The organism is Chryseolinea serpens (assembly GCF_900129725.1).
Lineage (GTDB): Bacteria > Bacteroidota > Bacteroidia > Cytophagales > Cyclobacteriaceae > Chryseolinea > Chryseolinea serpens.
The window spans coordinates 744,203-758,814 of sequence record NZ_FQWQ01000004.1 but is presented as its reverse complement, the minus strand read 5'-3'; the positions used below and the strand labels follow the sequence as shown (position 1 = coordinate 758,814).

The 14,612-nt window shown below is 52.7% G+C and carries 14 protein-coding genes; 11 read left to right on the top strand and 3 right to left on the bottom strand.

The features are described from left to right. The first annotated feature begins 55 nt into the window (after positions 1–55). The 4 genes from BUB30_RS27715 to secG are packed head-to-tail and all read left to right on the top strand — an operon-like array spanning position 56 to position 3,289. Positions 56–1,327, top strand: coding sequence for a sigma-54 interaction domain-containing protein (locus BUB30_RS27715; protein ID WP_073141076.1), 1,272 nt, complete (start codon positions 56–58; stop codon positions 1,325–1,327). Further along, entirely contained in the window at positions 1,317–1,877 is a 561-nt protein-coding gene (locus BUB30_RS27710; protein WP_245804189.1) for an LptE family protein, read from the top strand. Before BUB30_RS27715 ends, BUB30_RS27710 begins: the two co-directional genes overlap by 11 nt. A gap of 33 nt (positions 1,878–1,910) precedes the next feature. Then, complete coding sequence (locus tag BUB30_RS27705; RefSeq protein ID WP_073141071.1) at positions 1,911–2,930, top strand: tetratricopeptide repeat protein; 1,020 nt, start codon at positions 1,911–1,913, stop codon at positions 2,928–2,930. Positions 2,931–2,932: 2 nt separating this feature from the next. After that, complete coding sequence (gene secG, locus BUB30_RS27700) at positions 2,933–3,289, top strand: preprotein translocase subunit SecG (protein WP_073141068.1); 357 nt, start codon at positions 2,933–2,935, stop codon at positions 3,287–3,289. A 75-nt stretch (positions 3,290–3,364) separates the two neighbouring features. On the opposite strand, the gene BUB30_RS27695 is transcribed toward secG, so the two are convergent. Beyond that, complete coding sequence (locus BUB30_RS27695) at positions 3,365–4,081, bottom strand: hypothetical protein (protein WP_073141066.1); 717 nt, start codon at positions 4,079–4,081, stop codon at positions 3,365–3,367. 41 nt (positions 4,082–4,122) lie between these two features. On the opposite strand from BUB30_RS27695, the gene BUB30_RS27690 reads away from it, so the two are divergent. The 6 genes from BUB30_RS27690 (at position 4,123) to BUB30_RS27665 (ending at position 9,206) form a co-directional block, all read left to right on the top strand. Beyond that, on the top strand, positions 4,123–4,314 hold the full coding sequence (locus BUB30_RS27690) for a hypothetical protein (RefSeq protein ID WP_073141065.1): 192 nt from the start codon (positions 4,123–4,125) through the stop codon (positions 4,312–4,314). A 139-nt stretch (positions 4,315–4,453) separates the two neighbouring features. Beyond that, positions 4,454–4,732, top strand: a complete 279-nt coding sequence (locus tag BUB30_RS27685; protein WP_073141063.1) for a co-chaperone GroES — start codon at positions 4,454–4,456, stop codon at positions 4,730–4,732. A 26-nt stretch (positions 4,733–4,758) separates the two neighbouring features. Beyond that, positions 4,759–6,399 carry a chaperonin GroEL gene (groL, locus tag BUB30_RS27680; RefSeq protein WP_073141062.1) on the top strand — a complete coding sequence of 547 codons (1,641 nt, stop codon included), beginning with the start codon at positions 4,759–4,761 and terminating at the stop codon, positions 6,397–6,399. A gap of 187 nt (positions 6,400–6,586) precedes the next feature. Further along, the gene (locus BUB30_RS27675; RefSeq protein WP_073141060.1) at positions 6,587–6,970 is read left to right on the top strand and encodes a tellurite resistance TerB family protein; all 384 of its coding nucleotides are present in this window, start codon (positions 6,587–6,589) and stop codon (positions 6,968–6,970) included. Further along, on the top strand, positions 6,967–7,482 hold the full coding sequence (locus BUB30_RS27670; protein ID WP_073141058.1) for a hypothetical protein: 516 nt from the start codon (positions 6,967–6,969) through the stop codon (positions 7,480–7,482). Before BUB30_RS27675 ends, BUB30_RS27670 begins: the two co-directional genes overlap by 4 nt. Before the next feature lie 287 nt (positions 7,483–7,769). Beyond that, positions 7,770–9,206 carry an alpha-L-fucosidase gene (locus BUB30_RS27665; protein ID WP_073141056.1) on the top strand — a complete coding sequence of 479 codons (1,437 nt, stop codon included), beginning with the start codon at positions 7,770–7,772 and terminating at the stop codon, positions 9,204–9,206. An 89-nt stretch (positions 9,207–9,295) separates the two neighbouring features. Here the strand turns inward: BUB30_RS27665 and BUB30_RS27660 are convergent, their stop codons facing one another. Next, positions 9,296–11,350, bottom strand: a complete 2,055-nt coding sequence (locus BUB30_RS27660; protein ID WP_073141054.1) for an OPT family oligopeptide transporter — start codon at positions 11,348–11,350, stop codon at positions 9,296–9,298. A 27-nt stretch (positions 11,351–11,377) separates the two neighbouring features. Continuing rightward, positions 11,378–12,640, bottom strand: coding sequence for an MFS transporter (locus tag BUB30_RS27655; protein WP_073141052.1), 1,263 nt, complete (start codon positions 12,638–12,640; stop codon positions 11,378–11,380). Positions 12,641–12,874: 234 nt separating this feature from the next. On the opposite strand from BUB30_RS27655, the gene pckA reads away from it, so the two are divergent. Beyond that, entirely contained in the window at positions 12,875–14,488 is a 1,614-nt protein-coding gene (pckA, locus tag BUB30_RS27650; protein ID WP_073141050.1) for a phosphoenolpyruvate carboxykinase (ATP), read from the top strand. The last annotated feature ends 124 nt before the right edge of the window (positions 14,489–14,612 follow it).

Here is a 14,612-nt window from a genome sequence, read left to right as displayed (position 1 = left end):
CGAAGCAGACCCTCAAATTAAAAACACTGACAAGGATCAGTGACGATGAAACAACATGGCCATAACAGATTCAGAAATACAAAGTGTGAAGCAGCGGTTTGGCATCATCGGCAACTCGCCGTTGTTGAACAATGCCGTGAGCGTTGCCCTGCAAGTAGCCCCGACGGATATGTCGGTGCTGATTACCGGTGAGAGCGGAAGTGGGAAGGAATCGTTTTCCAAGATCATTCACCACCTGAGCGCGCGCCGCCACGGGCAATTCATTGCCATCAACTGCGGGTCGATCCCGCTAGGCACCATTGACTCAGAACTATTCGGACACGAGAAAGGCTCGTTCACCGGCGCCCATGAAGCCCGCAAGGGATATTTCGAAGTGTCGAACGGTGGAACGATCTTTTTGGATGAGATCGGCGAAATGCCGCTGGGCACGCAAGCCCGTTTGCTGCGCGTATTGGAGAATGGAGAGTTTATAAAAGTAGGTTCTTCGAAGGTGCAGAAGACAGACGTACGCGTGGTAGCCGCCACAAACGTGAACCTGATGCACAACGTGGAGGAAGGAAAATTCAGGGAAGACCTGTACTACCGCCTCAGCACGGTACCCATATACGTTCCTCCCCTGCGCGAACGCGGCCGGGATATCGAACTCCTCTTCCGGAAATTCGCTTCCGACTTTGCCGACAAATACAAAGTGAAACCCATCACGCTCACGGATGAAGCGAAGGAATTGCTGCTGCAATACCGGTTCCCCGGAAACATCCGTCAGCTTAAAAATCTCGTCGAGCAAATCTCGGTTTTGTCGAGCGACAACAAGGAGATTTCGGCCGAGTCGCTGCAACGGTATCTTCCGAAAGCCAACACCTTGCCGGCGCTCTATAAAACCGCCGGTGGAGAGAAAGAAAACCTCTCCGAGCGTGACATCCTCTACAAGGTACTCTTCGACATGAAGAAGGATTTCAACGACCTGAAGAAACTGGTGCTTGACACGCTGCCCAGCCAGGCAAAGGCCGCGCAATTGGTGAAAGACCATCCCGAATTGTTCGAAGGCATCCACCACGCCGAGGAGATCCATCATCCTATCGCCTCCGACCACGTGGTTTTGAACCTGAATCCGTCATCCAACGATCAGGGGAATGGACATGTGGAAGACGTGCACGATATTTCGCACGAAACGGAAGATGACTCGCTGTCGATCGAGAAGAAAGAGAAGGAACTTATTCTCCGGGCGCTCCGGAAAAATAACAACAAACGCAAATATGCGGCACGCGATTTGGGCATATCCGAACGCACTTTGTATCGAAAAATTAAACAATACGATCTTGAAGACTAACGGCGCGATCCCTGAAATGAAGCAATGGCTGTATTCCCTTTTGCCTGCAGCGGCCATCCTGCTCCTTTTTAACGGGTGCGGCGTATCGGTGAATTACTCGATGACCGGCACCTCCACGCCGGCCAAGACCATCTCCATTTCCGAATTCTATAACAACACCGACCTCGGTCCCGCCAACCTGGGTCAGACCTTTACGAACCAGCTTAAAACTTATTTTATACAAAATTCGAGCATCGCCGTAGTGGCCGAAGAAGGCGAGCTTCAGATGGAGGGCGAGATCACCGATTTTCGGGTCACCCCCATTGCGCCGGTGGCCACCAGCGACCCGAATCAGATCAACAGCGCATCTTCTACCCGTCTGACCATCACGGTGAAAGCCACCTATGTGAATACCCTCGACGACTCTTTTAGCTTTAAGGATAAGACCTTTTCCTTCTACAAGGACTTCCCCAACGACCAGAATCTGACCGACGTCCAGGAGCAATACAGCAAGGCCATTTTTGACCGGATCATCAACGACCTTTTCAACGCATCGGTTGCCAATTGGTAAATTTTACTATTTTTACCCTAAGGCACCCCAACCGTGGAAAAAGAAACCTTCATAAAATTACTGGAACGCTACCCTGAAAGTACGGCGGAAGAAGCCCAGGCGGTGCTCATGCTGAAGGAGGCCTTCCCCTACAGCCAGGTACTCCACACGCTGTCGGCACGGCTTTGTAAAGAGCAGGGATTCAGCACACAGACCCAGGAATTGCAACTGGCAGCCGTGTATGCGGCCGACCGTGGCGTGTTGAAGGAAGTGATGCAGGCCGACCATCTGTCGGTGGTGAAATCGGCAAGGCTTTCCTCCGCTATCAGCGAGGCCGCTTCCGTTATGACGGCCCCCACCCCGGTGGCGCCGCCAGATGATTTCGACCCCGATTCGGTGGCCGATGAGGTGATGCACGACCTGGAGAAGCTGCATGAATTGAAGCAAAACTTCGAGGCCTTGTTCATCGAGGGCAAGACCAAAGCGGTCGCCACACCAGAAAAGGAAAAGTCAAAACCCACCAAAACGGAGCCGCCACTCCCAGTGTCGTTTCACCGGGACCTTTCCAAATCAAAAAAGGAACGGATCGTCGAACTGGCGAAAGCGCTCGAAGAACCACCCAAAACCAAGAAAGAACGCATCATCGAGCTGGCCAAGGCCCTGGAAGCCCAGCGCCAGCAACCCAACCCGCCGGCCGTTGAGCCGCGGCCGCCCGTGAAAAAAAAACGAGATAATCCGGGCGAGGATATCATTGAGGAGATTGCCAGCACGAAAGAAACGATCGAGCCCGAGAGCGAAAAACAAAAGGAGCAGTTGGAGATGATCGATCAGTTTATCAAAACCCAGCCCTCCATCAGCAACGCCAAGGACAAGCCCACGAACATCGCTTCGGGCGACCTCAGCACCATAAAAACAGGGGAATTCAGCGACAATATCGTGTCAGAAACGTTGGTCGATATTCTGCTAAAACAAGGTAAAAAAGACAAGGCCATCGAGGTTTTGAAGAAGCTGATTTGGAAGTTTCCACAAAAAAAGGCTTACTTTGCGGCTCAAATTGAGGAATTAAAAAATTAGCCATGTACACGCTTGTTATCTCTCTGATCATTCTTTTTGCAGTTCTGTTGGTGTTGGTGATCCTGGCCCAAAATTCCAAAGGCGGTGGATTGACCAGCCAGTTTGGCGGTTCTACGGCCAGTAACATTATCGGCGTAAAGAAAACAGGCGATCTTTTGGAGAAACTCACCTGGTCGTTCATTATCGGCATCATGGTGCTTTCCCTGGCTACCAACTTCATCACCCCTTCGGCAGGCGGCTCGTCTAACGATCTTTTGGATCGCGCAGGCCAGCAAGCGGCTCCGGCCCCTCAAACGCCCAGCCTGAACCTGGATTCGACCAGCGCTGGTGCACCGGCGGCGTCAGATTCTGCCAAATAAGAATTATCAACCCCATCATATCAAAAAAGGCTGCCAAAAGCAGCCTTTTTTATTTGCCATCAAGCAAAGCGGCGATCAGGCCGCCTCTGAAATGTGTTTTACGAACAATCTTTTGGCCACGGGCATGAGGGTTTCGGAGAACGGGAATTTCATGCGGGCCAGGATGAGGTAGGCTGCCGGGTTGGGCAGGTCCCTGAATTTGCGGATCAGGTCCAATTTGAGGCGCTCGTACGTATTCACGGTGCTTTTCTCCACGCGGTCGATAAACTGTGTGTTGAGGCTTCTCAGTTGTTCCTGGCTGTCCTCGAAAATGCTCATTTGGTAGCGGTAGATGTGGGTTTCCTTTTCCGGTGGCTGGGTCACGAACAGATAGCCCTCTTTGGCATAGAGCGGGGTTACGCCCACGGGTGAGATCTCGCATTGCGATTCCACATATTCATAGATCACCGAGCCTTCCTGCAGCGAGTCGCGGATCTGGGGCAGGGCGAAATTGATGATGGACTCCAGTTCCACCATGATGGCGTCGTCTTCGATGATCTCGCGGTAGCGCAACTCGAGTTTTTTCAATTCCTCCACGGAAAGCTCTTTCGGGAACGATTCGCGAAACAGGGTCTTGTTCTCCTTGAGGGCCACCAGGTTGCGGTAATGAAAGACGAGGTCGGCCAGGAACGGGTAAAGCTCTACTTTCCCGAAAGAGTTTTTCACGGTCTGGAGATAGGCCATCAGCACGTATTTCTTGTATTCGAAGTCGATCAATCCCTGGGTCAGCCAGTCTTTCGATAGTTTTTCCATATCAGCGCAGCTTCAGTACTACCAATTTAGTGATTCCGCAAATGGGTCACAACTTAAAAAAAGCGGTATCCGGAGACGGAAAGCACATTCGTGCGATGGGTATGGAAGCCGCCCAAAAAGGGACGTCGGTGCTGTCGTCGCTAAAGCTATGGCCCGCCGTCGCTAAAGCTATGGCGGGCGAAGCGGGCAAGCGGGCCGGCCTGCCAACCTGGCTATTTCCAACGATTGACTGACAGCGCTCCCGTCGAAATACAGGGTAAAACCTGACAGTATGTAAAAAAATTAGTCGTAATTCGCGTCACTTTTCGCTTTGGCACGATAGGTGACAAGCGGAAAGAGTCAAATTTGTTAACCTTTTAAACCATTAGAGATATGGCAAAAATCAACTTCAAACCAAATGAGGACAGGGTACTTGTTGAACCTGCTGAAGCTGAAACCAAGACCGCATCAGGCATCATCATTCCTGACACGGCAAAAGAAAAACCCCAGAAGGGCATCATCGTCGCCGTTGGCGAAGGCCTGAAAGACAAACCTGTTACGGTAAAGGTGGGAGACAACGTGTTGTATGGCAAATACGCCGGCACAGAAATCAACATCGATGGCAAGGAGTACCTTATCATGAGAAACTCTGACATTTTCGGAATCATCTAATCGAATCAACCCAAAAAATTACAATTATGGCTAAAGAAATAACCTTTGATACCAACGCGAGAGACAAGATCAAGAAAGGTGTTGACAAGCTTGCAGATGCAGTGAAAGTGACGCTGGGTCCTAAAGGACGCAACGTTATTCTTGATAAAAAATTCGGCGCTCCCACGGTGACTAAGGACGGTGTGTCCGTAGCAAAGGAAATCGAATTGAAAGACGCTATCGAAAACATGGGTGCACAACTCGTGAAAGAAGTAGCTTCCAAAACCGCTGACGCAGCCGGCGACGGTACGACAACGGCAACCGTATTGGCACAATCCATCTACGCCCACGGCATCAAGAACGTGGCCGCTGGTGCTAACCCGATGGACCTGAAACGCGGTATCGACAAAGCGGTTGATGCTGTGGTTCAAAACCTCATCAAACAATCCAAGAAAATCAAAGATTCCAGCGAGATCGCGCAAGTGGCCACCATCTCTTCCAACAGCGATGAGACCATCGGCAAGATGATCGCGGATGCTATGGATAAAGTTGGCAAAGACGGTGTCATCACCGTGGAAGAAGCCAAAGGAACCGAAACCGAAGTGAAGACCGTAGAAGGTATGCAATTCGACAGAGGCTATCTTTCCGCTTACTTCGTGACCAACACTGAGAAAATGGAAGCTGACCTCGATCAGCCTTACATCCTCATCTACGACAAGAAGATCAGCAGCATGAAAGAATTGCTTCCTGTATTGGAGCAATCGGCACAAACCGGCAAGCCTTTGGTGATCATCGCCGAAGAAGTTGACGGCGAAGCCCTCGCTACCCTGGTGGTGAACAAGATCCGTGGCGCCCTCCGCGTAGCGGCTGTGAAAGCTCCCGGTTTTGGCGACAGAAGAAAAGCTATGCTGGAAGACATCGCCGTATTGACTGGTGGAAAAGTGATCTCCGAAGAACAAGGCTTCAAGCTGGAAAACGCTACGTTGGACATGCTGGGCCGCGCTGAAAAAGTGAACATCGACAAAGACAACACGACGATCGTGAACGGCGCTGGCAAGAAACCTGAGATCCAAGCCCGCATCGCGCAAATCAAAGCACAAATCGATACTACTACTTCCGACTACGACAAGGAAAAACTCCAGGAACGCCTGGCGAAACTTTCCGGTGGTGTGGCCATCCTCTACGTAGGTGCCGCAACGGAAGTGGAAATGAAAGAGAAGAAAGACCGCGTTGACGACGCATTGCACGCTACACGCGCAGCTGTACAAGAAGGTATCGTCCCCGGTGGTGGTGTAGCCTATATCCGTGCCATTGAAGCGTTGAAAGACATCGCTGTCCTTGGCCTGAGCAATGAAGACCAAGCTACCGGTGTGAACATCGTTCGCCTGGCGCTGGAATCTCCTTTGAGAACCATTGCTGAGAACGCCGGACAAGAAGGTTCTGTGATCGTGAACAAAGTGCGCGATGGCAAGAAAGACTTCGGTTATAACGCCCGCGACAACAAGTTCGAAAACTTCTTCGAAGCCGGTATCATCGACCCCACGAAAGTGACCCGTTTAGCCCTGGAGAACGCTGCTTCTATCGCAGGTCTCTTGTTGACGACGGAAGCTGTTGTGTCGGATATCCCCGAAGAAAACCCTGCTCCTGCTATGCCTCACGGCGGCGGTGGAATGGGCGGCATGATGTAATCCATTCTCGAAGGCTCCCCGAAAAGGGAGTGCGAAGAGTCTCCATAAAAAAGGCTTCGTCTATGGGCGAGGCCTTTTTTTATTTACCCGCCTTCGCCAAGGCTTCGGCGGGCGAGCCCGCTCACGGTATGCATCCAGTATACAGGTGATTTGATTTTTTGCTATTTTGGGGTTCAACTCCATGTCTATGCTGCTTCACAAGACCTTTAGTGACTTCATTCTCTTCCTCTATGTCCACATGTCGCATGCCGACGACAGCTACGATCCCAACGAGTTGGCGGCCATCAAGACCAAAATGAAAAGTCTGTTCCCGGAGGGCACCGACATCGAGCGGAAACTGTATACCGCCCTGCGCGAATACAATGCCCTGGACCGGTCGTCCCTGGGCGGTGTGATCGAAGAATCGTTTCGCCATTTTAGCGGCGACCCCGGGGCCACGGTGAGCAACGATATGTATGCCGATCTTTACGAGATCATGCAGGCCGACGGCAAGGTGGACCAGGCGGAGACCAAAGCGTTGGAGGCGTTGAAGAAAGTGATCGACCACCACGCGGCCAAAAGCCTTTTATGAAAACCTGTCTGCTCTTTCAGGGATTTCTACTCTTCTGTTTTCTCGCGTGTCAGAAACCAGCCAACCTGGGCGACGGTGTCGCGGCTGGAGAAAGACTGCCCATAGCCCTGGCCGTTTCGCTCCGCGACAGCCTTCCACAAAAGGCAATGACGGCGCTTGGCTTGTCGGATGTGACCGGTGTCAAGGTCCAATATATCGACGGTCATGCGGTAAGTTACTTTGCTTATCCCGCGGCGACGGACGTCACGCTGAACACGATTGCAACGCTGCCTTTTTCGAAGAACAGCAAACTTGCCGATACGCTGTGCCGTCCCGTTGCAACGGCTACCCTGCGGCGCGAATATGCCGGCCTCTCCCCCACCGAATTGCAGTATGGCGACTTCTTCTGGCGGGCACTTAGCCAAAACGTTGAGGCGTATGAATGCATCAAAGCCCCCTGGAGGCATACCCTCCTCGTTAGCAAGACTTCCGGACAGGTGTTGCATCGCATAGAATTCCTTTCCATGCTTTGATTGGCCCTCATTTTCCCGCGCTGATCTTTTCCCATAGAAAAAATTATCCTGTTTTTGAAAATATTTTGATGACTGCAAATTCATTGCAGTGATGAGCGCTATACTTGAGTAGTCATAACGTTCATTAAATGGACCTGAGAGCTGCCATCTGCCGTGGATGAGGTAAAGTCGGCGATGGCGGCTCGCCCAGGTCTGATCCATTACAAAAGACCAATCCCCGTAACCGAGGCTGATCCCATTGGGTCAGCCTTTTTATTACCTTTGCTTTTAATTCCTCAAAAAAACCTATGATCATTTTTCGCAAGCTCCCGGCAGTGGTGATACTGCTGACCTTCTTTGCCTGTCCGGCGATTGGCCAGGGCAATATTCACCAGCAATCGAAAGAATATGAATGGCCAACAGACTCGTTGGTCAAAAAGAAACTCGAAGCCTGGCGCGATCTCAAGTTTGGCATCATCATTCACTGGGGGCTTTATGCCGTGCCGGGCATCATTGAATCGTGGGGGTTGTGTTCGGAGCCGTGGATAACCCGCGACAGCACCATGACCTACGATGGATTTAAGACGTGGTATTGGGGAATGAAGGATAAATTCAATCCCCGTCAGTTCAACCCCGATCAATGGGCACTGGCGGCCAAGGCGGCCGGCATGCGCTACCTGGTCTTCACCACCAAACACCACGACGGCTTTTGCATGTTCGACACCCACCAGACGGACTTCAAAATAACGGCCGGGCCATTTGCCGACCATCCCAAGGCCAATGTGGCCAAGGAAGTGTTTAACGCCTTCCGGAAACAAGATTTCATGATCGGCGCCTATTTCTCCAAACCCGACTGGCACTCGGAATACTACTGGTGGCCCCGCTATGCCACCGCCGACCGCAACAACAACTACGACATCCGCACCAATCCCTGGCGGTGGAACAAATTCAAATCCTATACAAAAGCTCAGATCGGCGAGTTGATGACCGACTACAACAAGATCGACATCCTGTGGCTTGACGGCGGCTGGGTGAGACCACTCGAGACCGTGAACGACGAAGTGCGTGCCTGGGGTGCCGCCATCCCGGCGTGGAGCCAGGACATCGACATGCCCGCCATTGCCACGATGGCCCGCGAGAAACAACCCGGTCTGCTCATCGTAGACCGCACCGTGCACGGCCCCTATGAAAACTATCAGACACCCGAACAAAGCATTCCAGCCAACCGCCAGGAGACGCCGTGGGAAAGCTGCATCACCCTGGGAGGTGCCTGGGGCTTTGTGCCGAATGATCAATACAAATCGGCAGCGACGGTGGTCCACAACCTGATCGAGGTGGTGGCGAAAGGGGGCAGCCTGTTGCTGGGTGTTGGCCCGCGGCCGGATGGAACGATCGGTGATGCGGAAGTTCAGCGTTTGAAAGAGATTGGCGACTGGCTGAAGGTGAATGGAGAAGGGATCTATGGCACCCGAAGTGTAGAGCACTTCCGCGATGGCGACACGTTCTTCACCCGGGGCAAGGACGGCACCATGTATGCGCTGATCTGTTTTAAAAACATCACCTCCGCTCCCACCACCGTTTCCTGGAAAGGCCATCAACCGAAAAAAGGAACCAAGCTGAAAGTAATCAGCACGGGACGCACCTTATCGTGGACGAAAACAGCCGACGGCGTTTCGCTGACGTTGCCCGCCGTGAAAGATCCCAACGGTTATTATCCTGCTGCTGTACTTTCCTTCAAAGAATAAACGGTTACACCGAAAACTAAAATGCTATCCTGGAATTGCCCTCATAGTTGAGGGCAATTCCAGGATAGCATTTTTTATAAATCGTCGTACTATTTTTTCGCTGCAAGGCGATATAGCATCGCCATCATGCCGACAAAGAACAAGGTGCCCATGAGCATATAGCCCCCATGGCCCACCAGGGCGACCACAGAAGATTCCAGGCTAAGCTTGCCGATGTCGCTCACAAAAACCGAAAGGATGGCAACAATGACACCCGTAAGTGCGCCGCCCGCGATGAGACCTGTCGAGAAGAGGTTTGCTCTGCCCAATTCGTCCTCTTCCTTTTTCTCTCCTTTTTGCTCAGCGCGCCAGTCGACGTAGCCTTTCAAGGCGCCGCCTGCGAAAATGGGCAACGTGGTGGCCAGGGGAAGGTATAACCCGATGGCAAACGCCAGCGCCTTGATGCCGCACAATTCAAGCGTGACGGAAATGAAGACGCCGACAAGGATGAACTGCCAATCGAGACCAGACTGGCTGCCGTCGCCGACAGCAGCAAGAATGCCTTTGTCGATGGTAGCCATGAGGGTAGCCTGCGGTGCAGGATAGGTATCGCTACCGATGGCGTGCTTCAAGCCTTGCTCCACCATGGCGGCTGTGGGCGTATCCAAGATTTTCACGACAAGGCCAATGGCAATTGACGACACGATTGCACCGATGAACAATGCAAGCTGTTGATATCTGGGGGTCGCGCCCACGATATAGCCCGTCTTCAGGTCCTGGGATGTTCCGCCTGCATTGGCTGCGGCAATACAAATCATGCCGCCCACTACCAAAGCCAATGGTTCATAAAATTTTCCGGTCCAACCCACGCTGGTGAAGATGAGGCACGTGCCCATGAGTGTGGCGATGGTCATGCCCGAGATGGGGTTGTTGCTGGTTCCTACCAGGCCAACGATACGACTGGAAACGGTGACGAAGAAAAATCCAAAGACGATCACCAGCACGCCGATGAGCAGTTTTTGAACAAAGCTCTCGCCCGGGATGAAAGGCAAGAAGCAGGTGACCAATACCAGTGCCACGGTGCCGATGATCACCACTTTGAACGACAGGTCGCGGTCGGTGCGCAACACGCCGCCTTCACCTTTTTCTTTCAGGGAGCTTACGCTTTCGCGAAAAGCGCTCACGATGGTGGGAATAGTTTTGATGAGGGTGATGAAGCCGCCCGATGCCACCGCACCGGCGCCGATCTGACGGATGTAGGCGCGGTAGAGGGCATCGGCATAGCTGCCGAACGTATGCGTTTGAGGATCCCAGGAACCTGCACCACCGGCCGTGTTGATATTGGCGAGGTAGCCGAGCTTTACCAACTGGGCGGCTACCGCATCCGGCGGCACGACGGTCGCCAGCAAGGGGATCATCGCCCACCAGGCCAGTACGGAGCCGGCCACCAGGATGCCTGAAATGCGGGGACCGATGATGTAGCCTACGCCGAGATATTCGGGTGTGATCTCACCGCGCGTCGCGGCAGAGGGCCAGTATTTGTTGACCTGTGAGGTAACAAAAGCGGGTGTCTCGGCGATGACGTGGAACACCTTCTGCATAATAGCATAGACCATGGCCACACCCATGCCATAGAAAGCGGTCTGCGCAAACACGCCACCCTTCTCGCCTGCCTGCAGCACCGACGCACAGGCCGTGCCCTCGGGATAAGGCAACACGCCGTGTTCTTTCACGATGAGCGAGCGCCGGAGGGGAATCATGAGCAACGTGCCCAACATGCCGCCAAAGGCCGCCAGAATGAGAATGGTTAGGTAATTGAAGTAGGCATCGCCTACGCTATTGCCATCGGGTCCCGGCGAGAGAAACAAAAAGCCAGGCAATGTGAACACCACACCTGCCGCAATGGACTCCCCTGCCGAACCCGTGGTTTGAATGATATTGTTCTCGAGAATGGTTGTCTTCAAAAATTTCCGACCCAGCGTGATCGCGATCACCGCGATGGGGATAGAGGCCGTCACTGTGAGGCCTGCTTTCAAGGCCAGGTATACGGTGGACGATCCGAAGAGAATACCGAAGAGCGAGCCGAACACCACCGACTTAATGGTGAACTCGGCTACGTTGGCTTCGGGCGGTACATAGGGTTTGAACGATTTATTTTCTTCCATGGGAAGTTTAGGTTAATGAGTCGGGTGTCAGGATTCCTGGGGCTTTGGCGCCAGGTACAAATTGTAGAGGATCATCAACGTGGTTGATGTGAAGCCAATACCGGCCACGATGTACCACATTAATGCGGGGTTCGTATCCAGGTAGTTCAAGCGGAGCCAGTCGGAAACGGCCCCTGCGGAAAACGACCCGATGGCTACCGGCAGGAAGGCAAAGCCCATGTAAGTACCGGTTTGCCCTTTCGGGGCGAGATTGCTCACGTATTCATAAAAACGTGGGGCTTGCGTGGCCTCTCCCAAAGCGTACAAGGCTATGCCGGCAACGGTGGCCCATACGGTGGGCACTGCTCCTATCAATATCCAGGCAAAGCTGGCGAAGATAAAACCGAGGGTCATGGCCGTGATCGGCTTCCATTCTTTCACGAGTGCGGCCATCGGTACCGTTAGGAAAATGATGCAGGCTGCGTCGACGGTTTCGAACCATTCGAACGCGGTAAAGTTCAACACCTTGGGTGCATAAAAAGGGATGAGGTAGAAGATCTGCCAGAACATGATCCAGATACCGGAAAAGATGACCAGGAAAATCATGAACCTGAAGTTGGCAAACACCAGCAGCATGTCGGCGAAGACTTTGCCCAGCGTGCGTTTCTCCACCACTTCGTTGTTGTGGTCCACGGGCTCGCGATAAAAGAACCAGGCGCCAAGAAAGAGCATAAACGATGTGAGCGACGACATGATCAATACATATTCGATGCCCCAATCTTCACGCACCTGCAGCGCAACGATGGGCCCAACCGCGCCGCCGATGTTGGCCATAGTATAGTAGACAGAAAAACCCAACCCTTTCGCTTCGGGCTTTGTAGTTTTTGCAACGGTGCCGACGATGCACGGCTTGATGAGCGAGCCGCCGATGGCCGTGAGGATCAACACCGATAGTGCATAAGCTTTTTTGCCGATGACGCTCACGATCGGTTCTCCGAATTGCATGCCGGCCAAGCCGATGAGAAAGTATCCGATACAAAAAATGAAGAAGCAAGCCATCAGGGTTTTCTTGAACCCGTAGCGATCTACTAATACACCGGCAACAATAGGTAGAGAAAAAATCAGACCGGAGAAGATACCGGCCAATGTTCCTGCCTCTTCGTGCAGACCAACTCTATCGGCAAGGAAGACGACGAGCACAGCTTTGGCGCCATAAAAAGCCATGCGTTCGAAAAGTTCGAGGGTGTTTGCGATCCAGAAGTTGGAGGAAAAGCCGGTACGGATCTCGTGAAGTCGTTGTGAAAACGCCATTAATTGCGGTTAGGTTTTTGGTAAAAAATCCAATCAAAATTTTGCAAAAGGGGCCTTTTAAAAAATCTTTTTAAGTGGCACGCCTCTTCCTCCAAATCGGGTGTCAAAGTAGGCCGATAAATCCATTTTCGCAAGTATCCCTGAAGGCGGGCAAATGTAACAAAATTCATAATGCAAACGATTGAAATGGTATAAAATTGAGGTATCTTTGAGCAACTCATTAACCCATTTATCATGCAAGAACTCGGAATAAAACCGGCCGATGCCTCGGTCGAAGACCTCGGCATTGAGGAGGGGAAGGCGCACTGGAATTTACCCCCCGAACAACTCGCCGCCCGTGCGTTGAACGAAGGCCAGGTTGCCCTCGCCAGCAACGGCGCTGTTACTGTAAACACCGGTGAATTTACCGGCAGGTCACCCAAAGACAAGTTCACCGTCAAAGACGAACTGACCACCGACGCGGTGTGGTGGAACAACTTCAACATCCCCTTTTCACCCGCCAATTTCGACCGGCTCTATGCCAAGATGATCGCCTACTTCAACGGCAAGGAATTTTATGTGCGCGATGTTTATGCCTGCGCCGATCCGCGCTATCGCATGAACCTGCGGGTGATCACGGAGTATGCGTGGTCTAATTTATTTGTCCATAATATGTTTCTGCGTCCCTGGGAACGCGAGCTGAAAACGTTCTCCGCCGAATGGCACGTGCTCAACGCGCCGGGCTTCCATGCCGATCCCGCCACGGACGGCACGCGGCAACACAACTTTTCCATCATCGACTTCAAACGCAAGATCATCCTCATTGGCGGCTCCGGCTACACGGGCGAGATCAAGAAAGGTGTGTTCACGGCGTTGAACTTTATTTTACCCCATCAGAAAAACGTGTTGTCCATGCACTGTTCTGCCAACACCGGCAAGAGCGGTGACACCGCTATTTTCTTTGGCTTGTCGGGTACGGGCAAGACCACCTTGTCGGCCGATCCCGATCGCAAACTCATCGGCGACGATGAGCATGGCTGGACACCTGACAACGTGATCTTCAATTTCGAAGGCGGCTGCTATGCGAAGACCATCGACCTCGACGAAGAACGCGAGCCCGAGATCTTCCACGCCATTCGCTCCGGTGCTTTGTTAGAAAACATTTGCTTTAAGCCCGGCACCACGGATGTGGATTATACCAACTGCTCAAAAACAGAAAACACCCGGGTGAGTTATCCCATCCATCACATCCCAAACATCGCGGTGCCTTCGCTTGGGTTGAACCCGAAGAACATATTCTTCCTTACCTGCGATGCTTACGGGGTGCTCCCTCCTATTTCAAAGCTCACCCCAGGCCAGGCCGCATTCCACTTCATCTCCGGCTACACGGCTAAAGTGGCGGGCACGGAGGAAGGCGTAACGGAACCTACCATGACGTTCTCGGCATGCTTTGGTGCGCCGTTCATGCCCCTGCATCCCACGGTGTATGCCGGCATGTTGAGTGCCAAGATGCAAGAGGCCGGCGTAACGGTGTGGCTGGTGAATACCGGCTGGTCCGGCGGCGCCTATGGCGTGGGCAAGCGCATGAGCTTGAAAGTTACCCGCGCCCTCATCACGGCAGCGCTGAATGGCGCGTTGCACACGGTCGACTATAAAACGCATGATGTCTTTGGCGTGGCCTACCCGGTAAGTTGCCCGCAGGTCCCTTCCGAGCTCCTGGACCCGCGCAACACCTGGACCGATAAGGAAGCCTATGATCAAAAGGCAAACTTCCTGGCCGAGTCGTTCCTGAAGAATTTCGAAAAGTTCTCATCTTCTGCTTCGGAGGAGATCCTCATGGGCGCGCCACAGATCAAGGTGCACGCATGACTTTCTTACCGATGGCTGTAGTTGGAAAGCCGCCCTTCGGGGCGGCTTTTTTTTGATTTGATTTCTGATCCGTATGAGGCACAAAAAAAATGGAAGGGAGCTTTGTGCGCCCTTCCATTTTTTA